At 58.9% G+C, this 17,840-nt stretch carries 12 protein-coding genes and 3 tRNA genes; 13 read left to right on the top strand and 2 right to left on the bottom strand.

The window, feature by feature from the left end; genetic code table 11:
• The first annotated feature begins 385 nt into the window (after window positions 1–385).
• Complete coding sequence (locus G494_RS23575) at window positions 386–1,321, top strand: hypothetical protein (RefSeq protein WP_051305704.1); 936 nt, start codon at window positions 386–388, stop codon at window positions 1,319–1,321.
• A gap of 256 nt (window positions 1,322–1,577) precedes the next feature.
• Complete coding sequence (locus tag G494_RS23570; RefSeq protein WP_051305703.1) at window positions 1,578–2,735, top strand: MFS transporter; 1,158 nt, start codon at window positions 1,578–1,580, stop codon at window positions 2,733–2,735.
• A 98-nt stretch (window positions 2,736–2,833) separates the two neighbouring features.
• Here the strand turns inward: G494_RS23570 and G494_RS0113960 are convergent, their stop codons facing one another.
• Window positions 2,834–3,580: a glucose 1-dehydrogenase gene (locus G494_RS0113960; protein ID WP_028585042.1), complete on the bottom strand. Its 747-nt coding sequence runs from the start codon at window positions 3,578–3,580 to the stop codon at window positions 2,834–2,836.
• 41 nt (window positions 3,581–3,621) lie between these two features.
• On the bottom strand, window positions 3,622–4,257 hold the full coding sequence (gene pdxH / locus G494_RS0113955; protein ID WP_028585041.1) for a pyridoxamine 5'-phosphate oxidase: 636 nt from the start codon (window positions 4,255–4,257) through the stop codon (window positions 3,622–3,624).
• 611 nt (window positions 4,258–4,868) lie between these two features.
• On the opposite strand from pdxH, the gene G494_RS0113950 reads away from it, so the two are divergent.
• The 11 genes from G494_RS0113950 (at window position 4,869) to G494_RS0113900 (ending at window position 17,762) form a co-directional block, all read left to right on the top strand.
• Window positions 4,869–5,474 carry a TetR/AcrR family transcriptional regulator gene (locus G494_RS0113950; protein WP_028585040.1) on the top strand — a complete coding sequence of 202 codons (606 nt, stop codon included), beginning with the start codon at window positions 4,869–4,871 and terminating at the stop codon, window positions 5,472–5,474.
• 17 nt (window positions 5,475–5,491) lie between these two features.
• On the top strand, window positions 5,492–6,655 hold the full coding sequence (locus G494_RS0113945) for an efflux RND transporter periplasmic adaptor subunit (protein WP_028585039.1): 1,164 nt from the start codon (window positions 5,492–5,494) through the stop codon (window positions 6,653–6,655).
• Window positions 6,652–9,957, top strand: coding sequence for an efflux RND transporter permease subunit (locus G494_RS0113940; protein WP_028585038.1), 3,306 nt, complete (start codon window positions 6,652–6,654; stop codon window positions 9,955–9,957). The genes G494_RS0113945 and G494_RS0113940 overlap by 4 nt, the downstream gene beginning before the upstream one ends.
• Before the next feature lie 41 nt (window positions 9,958–9,998).
• Window positions 9,999–11,180 carry an MFS transporter gene (locus G494_RS0113935; RefSeq protein ID WP_028585037.1) on the top strand — a complete coding sequence of 394 codons (1,182 nt, stop codon included), beginning with the start codon at window positions 9,999–10,001 and terminating at the stop codon, window positions 11,178–11,180.
• Window positions 11,181–11,408: 228 nt separating this feature from the next.
• Window positions 11,409–11,494: transfer RNA gene (locus G494_RS0113930), tRNA-Leu, on the top strand.
• 236 nt (window positions 11,495–11,730) lie between these two features.
• Window positions 11,731–13,071, top strand: a complete 1,341-nt coding sequence (gene tig, locus G494_RS0113925; protein ID WP_028585036.1) for a trigger factor — start codon at window positions 11,731–11,733, stop codon at window positions 13,069–13,071.
• Between the two features lie 125 nt (window positions 13,072–13,196).
• The gene (clpP, locus tag G494_RS0113920) at window positions 13,197–13,799 is read left to right on the top strand and encodes an ATP-dependent Clp endopeptidase proteolytic subunit ClpP (protein ID WP_028585035.1); all 603 of its coding nucleotides are present in this window, start codon (window positions 13,197–13,199) and stop codon (window positions 13,797–13,799) included.
• A 2-nt stretch (window positions 13,800–13,801) separates the two neighbouring features.
• A complete protein-coding gene (gene clpX / locus G494_RS0113915; RefSeq protein ID WP_028585034.1) occupies window positions 13,802–15,064 on the top strand; it encodes an ATP-dependent Clp protease ATP-binding subunit ClpX in 1,263 nt (420 codons plus the stop codon).
• Window positions 15,065–15,072: 8 nt separating this feature from the next.
• The gene (gene lon / locus G494_RS0113910) at window positions 15,073–17,490 is read left to right on the top strand and encodes an endopeptidase La (protein ID WP_028585033.1); all 2,418 of its coding nucleotides are present in this window, start codon (window positions 15,073–15,075) and stop codon (window positions 17,488–17,490) included.
• Window positions 17,491–17,602: 112 nt separating this feature from the next.
• Window positions 17,603–17,678 (top strand) — tRNA-Val (locus G494_RS0113905).
• A 6-nt stretch (window positions 17,679–17,684) separates the two neighbouring features.
• A tRNA-Asp gene (locus G494_RS0113900) sits at window positions 17,685–17,762 on the top strand.
• Window positions 17,763–17,840 lie beyond the last annotated feature (78 nt).

Below are 17,840 nucleotides of genomic sequence, written 5' to 3'. Positions count from 1 at the left end.
TCGTCATTCCCGCGCAGGCGGGAATCCAGGTTGCGAGCCGGGTGCCCGGATTTTTAGTGGCCGTTATTTCGTGTTTCTGTGACCCGGCCCTTTAAGCAGGCGGGCAGTCGTAAAGGGGGAAGTCCGTTTTTCCCGGATGCCCGCGAAGGCTGGTATGAGGGGAGGGGCGCGGGCATGACGGTAAGGTCCGAGCATGATTTCTCTTCCCTGGAGTTTTGTGGCAGGGAACTTTTCCGCCAAAGATATGAATAGAGCAGTTCCTTCCGGCACGAACGTAAACTTGATAACTTGTCGCCCGGATGAGAGGGGCCCCTGTTTTGGCATTGCCGGCAGCTTGGACGAGTTGTTCTCATCGAATCAGTTGATTTTTTTGTGTAGAGTTGTGATGAAGTCACTCCTTATTGAAAGTCTCCGTTCCTCGGTGGCCAGCGGCTGGTTAATCCTCAAGCTGGTGATCCCCCTCTATATTATCGCGGATGTGCTGCTCTATTTTGATCTGCTCCGCCATATCAGTTTTCTCTTCACCCCGATCACCGGGCTGCTCCATCTGCCGCCCGAGGCCGCCATCGCCCTGGCCGGCGGGGTGCTTTTGAACATCTATGCCGCCATCGCCTTTGCCGCCCCGCTTGGGCTCACCGCCTTGCAGTGGACCATCCTCGGAGTCTTTCTCGGGATCTGTCACGCCCTGGTGGTGGAGAGCGCCATCATGGCAAAGTTGGGCGTTTCCTATGGCTACTCGGTCATCCTCCGCCTGCTGGCAGGCTTTGTCGCGATCCTGCCCCTGCTGTTCCTCCCGGACAGCCTCTTCCCCGAGGTGGTTGCCCGGACCGAGGTCGCTGCCCAGCTTGCCGAAGCCTTCTGGCCGATGCTCTGGGGCTCCACCCTCAATGCCCTGGTGCTCTCGGTCAAGATCATCGGCCTGATCAGCGCCATCATTGTGGCCATGGACCTGCTCAAGGCCTCGCCGCTGATCAAGGAGCATCTGGAGAAGGTCAATACCTCCTTTTCCATCATCGTGGGTCAGCTTCTGGGGATCACCTACGGGGCAACCATCCTGATTCGGGAGGCCCGACAGGGCAGCCTCTCCCAGCGGGATATCTTCTATATCAGTACCTTCCTGATGATCTGCCACTCGATTATTGAAGATGTGTTGCTGTTTGTAATCTTTGGCGCCAACCTCTGGCTGATCGTGGGGATTCGGGTGGTGACCGCCGTGCTCCTGAGTCAGTTGCTCCTGCTGGTGCTGCCCAGGGTGATTTCCCTGGACCGGATCGTTCGCCCCGCCTCCCAGGGGATCCCGCTGCATCCTGCCCCGGATTAAGGCCCTTGCTGCTGCTTTGCTGCTCTCCTGCTGCAGGGGAGCCGATCGGCTCCGGTCTGCACCGGCGGGTCGATGATGGCCGGTTCCTGGCGGCAGGTTGTAATATACCCGGCCAGGTGCGGCCCGGTTGAGGAAAGCCCCGGACCACGGGGCGAGTGATGGCGTCAAGATATAGGGGGGCAGCCGCTCAGGGGAGCGAGGGCTTCCCGGGTGGAGGTAACCAGTGTTTGCTGCAATTCGGTCCCAGAGTCCGTTGATGAAGATCTATTTCTGTACGGTGATCACCTTCTGTTCGCTCTACGCGGCCCAGCCCATCCAGCCTGTTTTCCAGCAGGAGTTTGCGCTCTCCTCGCTCCAGGCCATCCTCTTTACCACCCTGATGATGCTGCCCCTGGGCATTGCCCCCCTGTTCTACGGGGTGCTGCTGGAGTCCTTTTCGGCCAGGCTGCTGCTCCGTTCCGCCATCCTGATCCTCGGCCTGCTGGAGCTGGTCTTCTGTATGGCCGACAGTTACCTGCTGCTCCTCACCATCCGCGGGCTGCAGGGGCTGGTGATCCCGGCCATCATCACCTCGCTGATGAGTTATATCTCCTTTACCTCACCGCCTGAGCAGGTCCAGTCCACCATTGCCCGCTACATCGCGGTGACCATCATCGGCGGTTTTCTCGGCCGTTTTCTCTCCGGGGTCTTCACCGACCTCTTTGGCTGGCGCTTCTTCTTCTTTGTCCTCGGCGTCCTGCTCCTGCTGGGCTTCTACCTGCTGCGTACCCTGGAGCGGGACGCCAACCTCCAGTACTCCAAGCCCAAGTTCAGCGAGGTCCTCAGGTTGGTCAAACAGCCGCGTTACCTCTGGCTCTACTGCACCATCTTTGGGGTCTTCTTCGTCTTTGCCGGTACCCTCAACTTCCTGCCCTTTGCCCTGAAGGCCATTAACCCGGCATTCCGGGAGAGCGGTATCGGGGTGATGTATACCGGTTATGTCATGGGGGTGGTGGTCTCGGTGAATGTCCGGGCGATCATCACCTTCTTCCGCAGCGAGACCAGGGCGGTGACCGCAGGGCTGCTGCTCTATGCACTGGGCACCCTCGGCTTCATGGTGAGCAGCTATCAGGCCATGTTCATCGCCATGTTCGTCTTCTGCACCGGCATGTTCACCGCCCACTCCATCCTCTCCGGCTATGTCAACACCCTCTCCCACGGCAAGAAGGGGATCGCCAACGGCCTCTACATCGCCTTCTACTACATGGGCGGCACCATCGGTTCCTTTGCCCCGGGGGTGATCTACGCCCACTTTGGCTGGGAGATGTTTCTGGGGAGCATGCTGGTGATCCTGGTCTGCTGCCTCTACTGCGTCTCCAGGCTCCGTCACAGCGTCAGCGTTCATCCGGGCAGGGAGGTGCCCCTGGTGGGCTGAAACCCGGGCACTATCGCCTTGGTCCTGGTCGGGTTGGGGCGCGGAGTTCCAGCTGTGTGCAGGGAGCAGCGAGGGGCCAGCGTCACTGCCGAGCGGGCCTAGCCGGCCAGGCCGCCGTTGACAAAGATATTCTGGCCGGTGATCCAGCCGGCCTCCTCGCAGGTCAGCAGGGCCACCACCCCGGCGATGTCGCTGGGGGTGCCGATCCGGTTGAAGGCCGACATGGCCGCCATCCGGGCGATCTGTTCCGAACTCTTGCCCTCCCGGAAGAGCTCGGTGTCCGTGGGGCCCGGGGAGATCGCGTTGACCGTGATGTTCTTGGCGCCCAGTTCCCGGGAGAGCACCCGGGTGATCTGATCCACCGCCCCCTTGCTGGCCGCATAGAGGCCGTAGCCCGGCAGCATCACCCGGGTGACGGTGGTGGAGATGTTGATCAGCCGTCCGCCCGGGGCCAGATGCTGGGCAGCCAGCTTGCAGGCAAAGAAGACGCTCTTGACGTTTAAGGCAAAGAGGGCGTCATACTCCTCTTCGGTCACCTCTTCGATCTCTTTGCTGATCAGCATACCGGCATTGTTGACCAGGATATCCAGCTGGCCGAACTCGGCCAGAGTCAGGCTGAAGAGCTGCTCCAGTTCCGCCACCTGGGTGATATCGGCCTGGATGGCCATGGCCTGTCCCCCGCTCGCCTCGATCCCCTGACAGACCTCCTCGGCCTGGGCCCTGCTGCGGAGGTAGTTGACCACCACCGTGGCCCCCAGTTGGCCGAGCTTGGAGGCGATCTCCCTGCCAATACCCCGTGAGGCCCCGGTGACCAGGGCGACCTTGCCGCTGAGATGTGTCTCCATCTGTTTCCTCCATCTTGTCCGGATGTTCCTGCCTTGGTCCCTCAGGGGGCAAGCCGTTCAATGGTCCAGCTCTCCTCTTTCCTGGTGTAGAGAAAGCGGTCGTGGAGCCGGCTGGACCGCCCCTGCCAGAACTCCATGGTCTCGGGGATCACCCGGTAGCCTCCCCAGAAGTCGGGCAGGGGGATCTTGCCGTCCAGAAACTTGCTCTTGACCTTTTCCAGTTCCACCATCAGGAGGTTGCGGGAGGAGAGCAGCGAGCTCTGGTTGGAGATCCAGGCGCCCAGCTGGCTCTCCCGGGGGCGACTGGCAAAGTACTTGGCCGACTCCATGGTGGAGATCTTGGCCGCAGTGCCGGTGATCGAGACCTGGCGTTCCATCTCGATCCAGGGGAAGAGCAGCGAGACCTGGGGGTTGGCCTGGATCTGGCGGGCCTTGGCGCTGGCGTAGTTGGTGAAGAAGACAAAACCTTCGCCGTCAAAGATCTTCAACAGCACCGTCCGTTGACTGGGCTGTCCGTCCGGGGTGGCCGTTGCCAGGCTCATGGCATTGGGCTCGGTGATCTTGCGCTCACAGGCCTCCTTGAACCAGACGGCAAACTGCTTGAAGGGGTCATGGTCCAGCATATCTTTGTAGATGACCGGACTCTGGTAATCTTTACGCAATCCTTTGATATCCATGGAGATCCTGCTCTGTGTTCGACCGGACCAAAAGGCTCGCCTGAAAAATGGCCTTCTCTCCCGGTCTCTGCTTTATAGTGAAAAAATTATCCTCAGAGTATCCCGTACCTGCCTGTGGTAAAAATTATACCATGCCTCGGAGTCTGCGCTTACCTGATTGTGAACGAAAAATCTGATCTTTCAAAATACCCTGAAGATCGTCTGGATGAATGAAGACATTTCTTTCACTGATAGGGAGTTTTCTTAAAAAGGTCAACTGCTTCCTGATGGGAAAATCCGGCAAGACCCTGGGGTTGCAGTAAAGTTGACCGCGGTCGACTTTTTTGGTTGCGCTTTATGGAGACTATGCTAATACAGCGGTGAATAAGCGCTAAAATCAGGGTGTAGATCGCCTCGGCTCCAGCCTGGGTGTCCCTAAATCGTTTCCCGGTTACCCGCACTGCGCAGCCACCATCGATCTGAGTGGGAATCGGGATGACTTTGTTCCACTTTTTAATATCCTGGAGACAGGTATGTTTCCAAAGAGAGCCATGGGGAAAATCTGTCCTCCAAAGGCGGAATATCATGGCTAATGACTAATGACCGATCAGGTCAATTCTTACCAGTAAAAGATGGCAGGTATTCGCGAAGAGAAGAAACAGCAGACCCGGAGGGCCATCATGGATGCCAGTGTTCGCCTGTTTGCTGAAAACGGCTATGAAAAGACCAGCATCAACCAGCTGGCACGGGCGGCAGGCATCGGCAAGGGTACGGTCTACACCTACTTCAAGACCAAGCGTGAGATCCTGCTCGCCTTTTGCGAGGAAGAGCTGGATTTCATCAACGCCGAGGTGGCCAGACACAGCAGTGAGGAGGCCGACTTTCTGGAGCGCATCCTCACCGTCTTTGTCGGTACCTTTCGCTTTTCCCGTCAGCACCGGGATTTTGGCCGGATCATGCTCAGGGAGTCCTTCTTCCCTTCCGATCTCCGGTTGGACCAGTCCCGCCGGATGGAAGAACGCTACTTCAGGATGCTCACCCCCATCCTTCAGCAGGGCCAGCAGCGGGGCGAGCTGCGGCCGGACCTGGAGTTTACCCTGGTGATCGGCCACTTTTACGGCCTCTTTCTGGTGGTGATGTCTGCCTGGTACACCGATCGGCTTCGCAGCGAAGACGATGTCGTCCAAGGATTACGCAGCCTGTTTGAGCAGGCCTTAACGGGGCTGGGACCCCGCTGATGAATGGAGAACGAGCCATGACAACCGACAACCGCCCCAGCGGCCAGACCGCATCGCCCCCCAGCTCAAAGCTGCTCTACTTCCTGTGGAAGAATATGCCCAGGCTGGCCCTGATTCTCTTTGTGGTCGTGATCTACCTCCTCTTTGGAGCCATCGGCTCAAAGAAGGCCCAGCTCGAGGCGGCCAAGAAAGAGGCCCATCTGGAGCAGAAGAAGCTGGTCAATGCGGTGGTGCTGAAGGTCGAGCCCCAGGCCATCGAGGATGCCATCAACCTGCCCGGCAGCATCGAGGCCTGGACCAAGCTCGATCTCCTGGCCAAGGTCAGCGGCAGTATCACCGAGGTCCTGGTGGAGGAGGGGCAGGCCGTGGCAGAGGGGGAGGTGCTGGCCCGGATCGAGATGGCCGACTACCGTATCGCCCTGGATGCCGCCCGGGCCAGCTATACCCTGGCCAAGTCTGAGTTTGAACGCAACCAGGCCATGCTGAAGAAGAAGGTCATTCCCTCGGCCAACCTGGAAACCAGCGAGATGAAGTACCTCAAGGCCAAGACCGAGCTGGAGCGCGCCAGGCTCCAGCTCTCCCGTTGTACCATCACCGCACCCATGGCCAGTGTGGTCCGCCGGATCGATGCCAAGGTCGGGGCCTACCTCAGCGTGGGTGATCCCCTGGCCCAGCTCCTCCAGATCGACCGGGTCAAGGCTGTGGTCGGTATCCCGGAGTCGGATGTGGCGGCAGTGAGTCGGGTCAGGGAGGTCGGGCTGACGATCCAGGCCCTGGAGGATCGGGAGCTGGTGGGGCAGGCCTACTTTCTCTCGCCCTCACCCGAGACCACCGCCTACCTCTACCGTTTTGAGCTTGCCCTGGATAATAGGGACCACCAGATCCTGCCCGGGATGTTTCTCCGGGCCCGTATCGTCAAGCGCGAGATCCCCGATGCCCTGATGGTGCCGCTCTACTCCATCATCAGCCACGGTGATCAGCAGTTTGTCTATCTGGTCGAGGGCGATCAGGTCCGGAGACAGCCGGTGGTCCTGGGAATCATCAGCGGCTGGCAGATCCAGGTCAGGGAGGGACTCAAGGCCGGTGACCGGCTGGTGATCGAGGGACATCGCGAGGTGGAAGAGGGGCAGCAGGTTAAGATCGTCAAGGTGGTCACCGACGTTAAGGAACAACTGTTATGATTGTCTCTGATACGGCAGTAAAAAAGAGCATCACCGTGGTGGTGCTGGCAATCCTGGTCCTGGTCTTCGGCAGCTACTGCTACAAGGTGCTGCCCCGGGAGAGTGATCCCGATATCACCATCCCCAATGTCTTTGTCTCCACCAGCTATCGGGGGGTCTCCTCCACAGACATCGAGACCGCGGTCACCATCGAGATCGAGAAGAAGCTCAAGGGGCTGGACGGGCTGAAGAAGCTCCAGTCGGTCAGTGCCGAGGGCTCCTCCAACATCAATGTGGAGTTCATCACCGGCACCGACATCGATAAGGCCCTCCAGGATGTCAAGGACAAGGTGGATGAGGCCCTGGGCGATCTGCCCACCGATCTGGAGGATGATCCCTCGGTCTTTGAGGTCAACTTCTCGGAGATGCCCATCGTGGTCTTCTCCCTCTCCGGTACCTGCGGGCTCCCCTGTCTGAAGAAGATCGCCGATGATCTGGAAGACGACATCGAGGCGGTCTCCGGGGTGCTGGAGGTGGATGTCACCGGCGGCCTGGAGCGGGAGATCCGGGTGGAGGTCTTTCCGGAAAAACTCGGCTACTACGGCCTCACCTTCGGGGCGCTCCAGGCCGTGGTCCAGGGAGAGAACAAGAACACCTCGGGCGGCGCCATCCGCCTGGGCGCCGGTCGCTTCCTCCTCCGGGTCCCGGGAGAGTTTGCCAGCCCGGAGGAGATCTACTGGCTGGTGGTGGGGATGCACGACGGCGAGCCGGTCTACCTCAAGGATGTGGCCAGGGTGGTGGACAGCTTCAAGGAGGAGACCAGCAGGGCTCGCCTGGACGGGGTCAGTGCGGTCAATATCGCGGTCAAGAAGCGTTCGGGTGAGAATATCATCGATATCAGCCGGGATGTGGACGAGCTGATCAGGCAGCGCAGCCAGAGCTGGCCCCTGGGGACCCAGATCACCAAGGTCATGGACAAGGCCAAGGATATCGAGGCCATGGTGGCCGATCTGGAGAACAACATCCTCTCCGGCCTGGTGCTGGTGGTGGTGGTGATCTTCTTTGCCATGGGCATCCGCAACGCCATCCTGGTCAGCCTGGCCATTCCATTTTCCATGCTGCTCACCTTCATGGTCCTCTATATCATGGGGATCACCCTGAACATGGTGGTCCTCTTCAGCCTGACCCTGGCCCTGGGGATGCTGGTGGATAATGCCATCGTCATTGTCGAGAATATCTATCGTTTCATGGAGCAGGGCGCCGGCCGGGTGGAGGCCGCCATGAAGGCGACCAGCGAGGTGGCCTATCCGGTGATCGGCTCCACCCTGACCACCATTGCCGCCTTCTCGCCCATGCTCTGGTGGCCCGGGGTGATGGGCGAGTTCATGAGCTATCTTCCCCTGACCCTGATCGTTACCCTGAGCTCCAGCCTCTTTGTGGCCCTGGTGATCAATCCGGCCCTGGCCTCGCTCTTTATCAAGCTCAAGGGGGGGCCTGTACCGGTGCAGACCGGCGGTGAGGCGCCCCTGGAGCAGCCCGTGGCCCTGGACACCCGCACCCTGCGGACCTATGCCCGGCTACTGCGCTTTGCCCTCCGGCGGCCCCTGGTGATCATCGGCTTCTCCCTCTGCCTGCTGGTGCTGATGGTCCAGGGCTGGCTGCTGGTGATCGGTATCGAGAAACCGGTGGAGTTTTTTCCGGAGATTGAGCCCAAGGGGATCTACGTCAACGTGGATGTGCCCGAAGGGGCTGATCTGGAGTATATCGACCGGGTGATGAAGCGGGCCGAGATGGCCGTTGCCGGCGCCGACGAAGAGTTGATCCAGGCCGATGGGTTCAGCCACGACGACTATCTCCGGGTCATGGAGCCCAAAGCCTATACCAATGCCAGCGGGGCGGCCTACACCGCTCCCAGCGACCTGGCCAATATCAAGAATATCTATATGAAGGGGGTGGTCACCGCAGCGCCTGGTTCCTCCTTTTCTGCCAATGCACCCAACCATATCGGGGTTCGCTTCATCGACCTGGCCGATCGCCACCGCTCCACCCATGAGACGGTGGCCGATATCCGCAGTCGCCTGGAACACATTGCCGGCGGCAAGATCACCGTGGCCATGGAGGAGGAGGGGCCGCCCACCGGCTCGCCCATCAACATCGAGATCGCCGGTGATAATTTCCAGGTCCTGGGAGCCATTGCCAGGAAGATCCGGGCAGTGCTGGCAGAACTGCCCAATGTCAAGGATATCCGCGACGATTACTCCGAAGGCACCCCATCGGTCAAGGTCCTGGTGGATCGCCAGAAGGCGGCGCTGTTCGGCCTGTCCACCGATTCCATTGGTTTTGCCCTCAAAACCGCCTATAATGGTCTGGATGTCTCCTCGTACAGGGAGGGCAGCGACGACTATGATATCACGGTCCAGCTGGCCGAGGGGGACCGCAAGGTGGTCAATGTGCTCAACGAGCTGATCATCCCTGCCCCCAACGGCACCCTGGTGCCGCTCTCCACCCTGGCGAGCTTCAAGTTTGCCGGCTCCATGGGCGACATCACCCGGATCAACAACGAGCGGGTGGTGACGGTCAAGGCCAACGTGGACGAGACCAAGACCACCGGCCCGGTTGCCCGGGAGGAGGCAGAGCAGCTGCTGGACTCGTTGAACCTGCCTTCGGGCTATTCGGTGAAGTTTACCGGTGAGTTCGAGTTCCAGCAGGAGTCAGAGGCCTTTCTCTCCAAGGCCTTTGCCATTGCCCTGCTGATGATCTTTCTGATCCTGGTGGCCATGTTCAACTCCGTGGGCCAGCCCTTTCTGATCATGAGTTCGGTGATCCTCTCGCTGGGCGGGGCCTTTCTTGGCTTGATGCTCTTTAAGCAGCCCTTTGGGATCATCATGACCGGGGTAGGGGTGATCTCCCTGGCCGGGGTGGTGGTGAACAATGCCATTGTCCTCATCGATTACACCAACAAGCTGCTGGAACGCGGCTTTGAGTTGAAAGAGGCGGTGATTGCAGCCGGCGCCACCAGGCTCAGACCGGTGCTGCTCACCGCCGTAACCACCATCCTGGGGCTGATCCCCATGGTGACCGGGGTCTCCTTTGATTTCCATCTGCTGGCGATCTCCTGGGCCAGTGAGTCCAGCCAGTGGTGGCGCTCCATGGCCGTGGTGGTGATCTTCGGCCTGGTGGTGGCCACCTTCCTGACCCTGGTGGTGGTGCCCACCCTCTATTACCTCCAGCAGCGCCTGATCGGCCTCTGGGGCCAGTACTGGCAGCTGCTTCACCGCTGGTACTGGGGACTCTATACCAGGCTGACCGGTGAGCGCCTCTGAGCAGCAGACCGGCTGCCATTGAAGCGGACCCGGGGAGGGGAATGCGTAAGCAGATATTTATAACCGTTTTTTTTGCAGTGTTCATCGCCCTGCTCGGGGTGGGGATCATGATCCCGGTGATGCCGATCTTTGCCACCGAACTCGGCGCCACCGGCTTTGCCCTGGGCCTGATCGTGGCGGTCTTCTCGGTGAGCAGGGGCCTGCTCCAGCCCCTGGTCGGCAACTGGTCTGACCGTTGGGGCCGCAAGGGGTTTTTAATGAGCGGTCTGGTGATTTTTGCCCTGGTGGGGCTGCTGATCCCCCAGGCCACCAGCGTGCTCCAGCTGATCTTTATCCGCAGCTTCCAGGGGGTCGGCTCGGCCATGATCGTTCCCATCGGCATGGCCTACATGAGCTATCTGGCCCCGAAGGGAGAGGAGGGGCGCTATATGAGTTACCTCAATATCGCCATCTTCTGCGGCATCGGCTGCGGCCCGATCATCGGCGGCACCATCTCCGACAGCCTGGGCATGCCTGCGGTCTTCTACCTGATGGCTGTCTTGAGTTTTTCCGCCCTGATCCTGGTGATGATTAACATGCCCGGCCGGATCGAGGTGGAGCCCAGGGGGCAGCAGGGGCTGCTGGTCACCATGGCCAAGATGGTCCGCCGGAAAAAGACCATGGGTATGCTCATAGCCCGCTGTGCCACCATGATCATGATGGTGCCCACCATGGCCTTTCTGCCCCTGTTGATGAGTCAGGGCCAGCAGGCCAGTGCCCTCAAGATCGGGCTGGTCATCGCCTGCCGGACCCTGGTCAATGCCCTGCTCCAGATTCCCTTTGGCAAACTTGCCGACCGCTGCAACAAGGTCCTCCTGCTGGTGATCGGCACCTGCTGCATGGGGGCGGTGATCATCGCCATCCCCCATGGCCGTACCTTTGGCCAGATGGTGCTGCTCTACATGCTGCTGGGCCTGGGAGAGGCCGTGATCTGGCCGGTACTGGGCGCCTATGCCAGCGAAGAGGGCAGGGCCCATTACGGCCATGGCACCATGATGGGCGTCTATAATCTGGCCATGAGCGCAGGGGTCTTTTCCGGGGCCCTGCTGGCCGGCTTCAGCATGGATACCTGGGGCATGGAGTGGGCCTTCTATGTCAGCGGTGGTGCGGTCCTCTGCTGCACCGGCTTCGGCGCCTACCTGATCCATCAGGAGGAGCTGGAGCTCACCGCCTCGGTGGCCTAGGGCTGTTTCAGCTCCCTCCTGGCAGCCAGGGGGCCTCAGCTCGCCGCCCTGAGGAGAGGCCCTCTTTTCAGGTAAAGAGAGGCGGGCGGCCTGGGATTTTTTTGTTTTTTGGGGAGAAAATGAGGGGTGCCACGGAGCTAACCTGTTAAAGTTGCAGTGGATTCGTTTTTTTTGCACCAGGCACTACTTGACGTATAGGCCTATCTTGGTTATTAGTACGGGTTTAATGCGAGAGTGGCGGAACTGGTAGACGCACTGGATTTAGGATCCAGCGAGCAACGCTTGTGGGGGTTCGACTCCCCCCTTTCGCACCACCTATACATTAAGCGCGCAACATTAGGCTACCTTGGACAGTTGCTCTTTTGCCCAATCCCGGCGTTATGCTCAAAGAAATTATCCTCGTAATATCAATTGAATACCTGTGTTAATTTTTTTCGCATGCCTTGGTGTCGGACAAGATCTCTAACTGCTCAAGGTACCGCATTAGATGCGGCTATCATAATAACCCTGTGATAATGACCATCGCAGCACAACAGAGGAACCGCAGTCCATGGAAATCGTAGTTGAAAGTGTTTCTGATCTGACCAAGAAGCTGACCATCACCCTGCCCAAGTCGTTGGTTGGGAAGAATCTCGACAAGTCCTACAACAAGCTGAACAAGGACGTTTCCTTGAAGGGATTCCGTCGTGGTAAAGTTCCACGGACTGTGCTGGAAAAGAATTTCAAGGAGCAGGTTCAGGCCGAGGTTGGTGAGCAGCTGGTGCAGGAGACCTACTTTGATGCCGTTGAGCAGGAGAAGATCGATCCTGTGGTCCACCCGGAGATCACCGAGCACTCCTTTGGCGAAGACGGTACCTTTGTCTACGTGGCCATGGTGGATGTCAAGCCCGAGTTCGAACTCAACTCCTACAAGGGCTTGGAGATTGAAAAGCCCGTTACCGCAGTGTCCGACGAAGAGGTGGAGAACGAGGTTCTCAAGCTCCAGCGTGAGAACGCCGCCGTCCAGACCGCCGAAGAGGGTCACGAGATCGTCATCGACGACCTGGCCGTGGTTGACTTCCAGGGCTTCCATGAGGGCGAGGCCATGCCCCAGGTGCGCAACGAAGACTTCAGCGTCGATGTGGGGCTGAATCAGTTGGGTGAGGAGTTTGAGGAAAAACTCCTGGGTATGAAGAAGGGCGAAAAGACCCTCTATGAGATCGACTTCCCCGCAGACTATCCCAACCCGATCCTGGCTGCCAAGAAGGTGGAGTTCAAGGTGGATGTCAAGGAGGTCAAGGTGCGGCTCAAGGCCGAGCTGGACGATGAGTTTGCCAAGGACATCGATGAGAAGCATGCCTCCATGGATGACCTCAGGGCCGATATCCGCAAGACCCTGCAGGAGAAGAAGGAAGAGACCCTCAAGGGTGATCTGGACGACCGGATCATGACCAAGATGATCGAGCTCAACGAATTTGAGGTGCCCGAGCGCCTGGTCAACTACGAGATCCAGGAGATGCTCAAGCAGACCGAAGAGAACCTCAAGCGCAGCGGGCTGAGCTTTGAGTCCGCCGGTATCGACCTGGAAGAGCTGGTTGCCAGCAACAAGGATATCGCTGTCAAGCGGGTCAAGGGTGACTTTATCCTCAAGCAGATTGCCGAGCTCGAGGAGATCAAGGTCCAGGACGAGGACATTCAGCGGGGCTACCAGCGGATCGCCGACCAATACAACATGACCCTCGATGAGGTCAAGGGCTACTTCAAGCGTCGTGAAGAGATCCTGCCCTTCATGAACGAACTGCTCAACGAAAAGATTCTCGATTTCCTGCGTGAGGCCTCGGTCTACGTCGAGGTTGAGGAGGAAAAGGCAGCAGCCCAGGAAGAGGCGCCCCAGGAGAATGCTGAGGCATAGGTAGTGTAAGGAAGGTTTAGCTGGTCTTCAATGACACTGTTCCCGCAGGTATTGCCCCGCAGGAACAGTGTTGTTCTTCAAGAGAAGCTCTATTCAAACCGTGCAGCGGTTTTGGAGAAAAAGGTATGAACTTGGTTCCAATGGTTGTTGAGCAAAGCCCGCGCGGAGAGCGGGCTTTTGATATCTATTCACGTCTCTTGAAAGAGCGGATTATTTTTTTAGGCACCCAGGTAAACGATGATGTTGCCAGTGTGATCGTGGCCCAGTTGCTCTTCCTGGAGGCCGATGACCCGGATAAGGATATCACCTTTTATATCAACTCACCTGGGGGATCGGTGACCGCCGGCATGGCGATCTATGATACCATGCAGTATATTAAGAGCGATGTTGCCACCCTCTGCATGGGCCAGGCCGCCTCCATGGGCGCCCTACTCCTGGCTGCGGGCGCCCATGGCAAACGTTTTGCCCTGCCTAACTCCAGGATCATGATCCATCAGCCCATGGGCGGCTTCCAGGGGCAGGCCACGGACATCGAAATCCATGCCCGGGAGATTCTGAGGATGCGCAAGGATCTCAATACCATCCTGGCCCACCACACCGGCAAGAACCTGAAAAAGGTGGAGGCCGATACCGAGCGGGATAACTTCATGGCTGCCGAAGAGGCCCGGAAGTATGGCATTATCGACAAGGTCTTGACCAGTCGTCAGGAACTCGACGAGGAGAAATAACAGTGAGTACAGAGTTCCATGATGAACACGAGGGCAGCTGCACCTGCTCGTTTTGCGGTAAGACCCAGGAAGAGGTGGGTAAGCTGGTGGCCGGTCCCAATGTGTATATCTGCGACGAGTGCATCGATCTCTGCAACGAGATCATCCTCGACTCCGCAGCTGAGATGGCCTCGGTGGATGGGGAGCACCAGCCCACCCTCAAGCCCAAGGAGATCAAGGCCCATCTCGATGACTATGTGATCGGTCAGGGCCACGCCAAGCGGGTGCTCTCGGTGGCGGTGCACAACCACTACAAGCGGATCGACGCCCCTGTGGGTGAGGATGATGTGGAGCTGCAGAAGTCCAACATCATCCTGATCGGGCCCACGGGAAGCGGTAAGACCCTGGTGGCCCAGACCCTGGCCCGGATCCTGAACGTGCCCTTCACCATTGCCGATGCCACAACCCTGACCGAGGCCGGCTATGTGGGGGACGATGTCGAGAATATCCTGGTCAGCCTGCTCCAGGCCGCAGACTATGATATCGAACAGGCAGAGCGGGGCATCATCTATATCGACGAGATCGACAAGATCGCCCGCAAGTCCGACTCTGCCTCCCTGACCCGTGACGTCTCCGGTGAAGGGGTGCAGCAGGCCCTGCTCAAGATCATCGAGGGTACCATTGCCTCGGTTCCGCCCAAGGGCGGGCGCAAGCATCCCCAGCAGGAGCTGGTCCGGATCGATACCACCAACATCCTCTTTATCGTGGGCGGGGCCTTTGTCGGCCTGGACAGCGTGATCAAGCGTCGTACCGGTACCAAGGCCATTGGTTTCGGAGCCAAGGTCGTCAGTGAGACCAAGAAGACGGTGGGTGAGGTGCTGGCCAATATCCAGCCCGAGGATCTGCTCAAGTTCGGCCTGATTCCTGAGATGGTAGGGCGCCTGCCGGTGATTGCCTCCATGGAGGAGCTGGTGGAGGAAGACCTGATCAGGATCCTCAACGAGCCCAAGAATGCCCTGACCAAGCAGTACATGAAACTCTTTGAGTTTGAAGGGATTCAGCTCCGTTTCACCGAGGGGGCACTCCAGGCGATTGCCAAGAAGGCCCTGGATCGCAAGTCCGGAGCCCGTGGCCTGCGTTCGGTGATGGAAGAGGCCATGCTTGAGGTGATGTATGAGCTGCCTTCCGATGAGGGGGCCTCGGAGTGCGTCATCAATGAGCAGGTCATAACCGAGGGTGAGTACCCGGTTATCCTCTACAATAACCCTGATAAGAAGAGCGCCTGAACAACCCTATGGATTCATTAGCCACTGAAACCCTTCCCCTGATGCCCCTGCGGGATATCGTGCTCTTTCCGGGCATGGTCGCCCCCCTGGTGGTGGGCCGGAGTAAGTCCATCCAGGCCCTGGAACATGCCATGGAAAATAACAGCACTATTTTCCTGGTCACCCAGAAGCGTGCCGGCGTCGATGAGCCGGAACAGCAGCACCTCTACACCATGGGTACCGTGGCTTCGGTGATGCAGCTGCTTCGTCTCCCGGATGGGACCATTAAGGCCCTGGTGGAGGGGCAGGAGCGGGCCCGGATTCTGGGCGCCTTCCTGGTTGGCGAGGAAGAGGAGAGCTTCTATACGGCCAGCCTGGAGCTTACCCCGGATGAGGACAGCGATGATCCCCAGGTGGATGCCTACCTGCGGGAACTGAAAAAGGCCTTTGACGGTTTTGCCCAGGGCAACAAGAAGCTGCCCAGGGAGGTTCTGAACTCGGTCAATGCCATCGAAGAGCCCTCCAAGCTGGTCGATCTGATCGCCTCCCATATTCAGCTGAAGACCGAAGAGAAGCAGGAGATCCTGGAGGAGATTTCGGTTCCCAAGAGGATCACCCTGGTGCTGGAGATTCTCTATCGGGAGATGGAACTCTCTGCCATGGAGCGGGATATCCACGCCAAGGTCAAGAAAAAGATGCACGCCACCCAGCGCAACTACTATCTCTCTGAAAAGGTGCGCGCCATCCAGGACGAGATGGGTCAGGGTGAGGGTGGGGATGATCTGCTCGAGCTGGAAGAGGCCCTTGCCAAGAAGCGCCTGCCCAAGGCTGCCAAGGAGAAGGTGACCAAGGAGTTGAACAAGCTCCGTCAGATGCCGCCCATGTCCGCCGAGACCACCGTGGTCCGCAACTATATCGATGCCATCCTGGAGTTGCCCTGGAAGAAGAAGACCCGGGCCAAGATCGACATCGACAAGGCAGAGACCATCCTCAACGAGGACCACTATGGACTGGAAAAACCCAAGGAACGGATCCTGGAGTACCTGGCTGTCCAGACCCAGGTGAAACGGCTGCCGGGCACGATCCTCTGCCTGGTGGGTCCTCCGGGTGTGGGTAAGACCTCGGTCTGTAAGTCCATTGCCCGGGCCATGGGCCGCAAGTTCTCCCGTCTCTCCCTTGGCGGGGTCCGCGATGAGGCGGAGATCCGGGGACACCGGCGCACCTACATCGGCGCCATGCCGGGCAAGATTATCCATGCCATGCAGAAGGTGGGGGTGATCAATCCGGTCTTCTGCCTGGATGAGGTGGATAAGATGAGTATGGACTTTCGGGGCGATCCATCCGCAGCCCTGCTGGAGGTGCTGGATCCTGAGCAGAACTATGCCTTTAATGATCACTATCTGGATCTGGATTACGATCTTTCAGAGGTCTTTTTCATCACCACGGCCAACACCCTCCACGGCATCCCCCTGCCGCTCCAGGATCGGATGGAGATCATCCAGCTGAGCGGTTACACCGAAGAGGAGAAGCTGGAGATCGCCAAGGGCTTCCTCCTGCCCAAGCAGTTGAAGGCCAACGGCTTTGGCGCCGGTCAGATCAGCCTCAGTGACGAGGGGGTGTTGGAGGTGATCCGTCGCTATACCCGGGAAGCCGGGGTGCGCGGTCTGGAACGGACCCTGGCCTCGATCTGTCGCAAGATCGCCCGTAAAAACCAGAAGAACAAGACCCCGAAAGAGCAGGTCTCCCTCTCCACCGAGGAGGTGGACCGTTATCTGGGGGTACCCAAGTACCGCTACGGTCTGGCAGAGAAGCAGAGTGAGATCGGCCTGACCACAGGCATGGCCTGGACCGAGGTGGGCGGTGAGCTGCTCTCGATCGAGGCCACCATCATGCCCGGTTCCGGCAAGCTGACCATCACCGGCAAACTTGGTGATGTGATGCAGGAGTCGGCCCAGGCCGCGCTCTCCTATGTACGCTCACGGGCCATGCGCCTGGGACTTGCCCAGGACTTTTACCAGAAGGTGGATATTCATGTCCATGTACCTGAGGGGGCCATTCCCAAGGACGGACCCTCGGCAGGCATCACCATTGCCACCAGTATCGTCTCGGCCATCTTGAAGCTGCCGGTGGAGAAATCCCTGGCCATGACCGGTGAGATCACCCTCCGGGGGCGGGTACTGCCCATTGGCGGCCTCACCGAGAAGTTGCTGGCCGCCAAGCGAGGCGGCATCAGCCAGGTGCTGATACCCTCCCAGAATGAGCGTGACCTGGAAGAGGTGCCGGAACAGGTGCGGGACAGTCTGGAAATCCAGTTGGTGGAGACCGTGGACGAGGTCTTGGCCGCGGCTCTGATCTGTAAAAACGGGGGCAGTCTCTTTAAGGAGGTACCCCTGGATGCCGTTTATAACGATTTTACACTCTCTTCCCATAACACCCCGCCACAGTAGCCATTTTTTGGGAGGGGAGGGGGCTTGGGGCCGGACAATAATAAGTCTTGAGCCCTGACTTTTTTGCTTGACTGGAGGTGCGTATCCTGCTAAATACTCACCTCATCGCTGGGGGCGAATAGCTCAGCTGGGAGAGCATCGGCCTTACAAGCCGAGGGTCACAGGTTCGAGCCCTGTTTCGCCCACCACGATTTGGGATCGTAGTTCAGTTTGGTTAGAACGCCGGCCTGTCACGCCGGAGGTCGCGAGTTCGAGTCTCGTCGGTCCCGCCAAAAAAAAAATATCGGGTAACTGGTTTTTCCAGTTACCCGTTTTTTTTTGTCTTTCTGTCCGCACCTCTCCTGTCATGA

Source organism: Desulfogranum mediterraneum DSM 13871 (genome assembly GCF_000429965.1).
Classification (GTDB): Bacteria; Desulfobacterota; Desulfobulbia; order Desulfobulbales; family Desulfobulbaceae; genus Desulfogranum; species Desulfogranum mediterraneum.
Note: the sequence above shows the minus strand (reverse complement) of the source record. Positions and strands in the feature narration are given on the sequence as shown.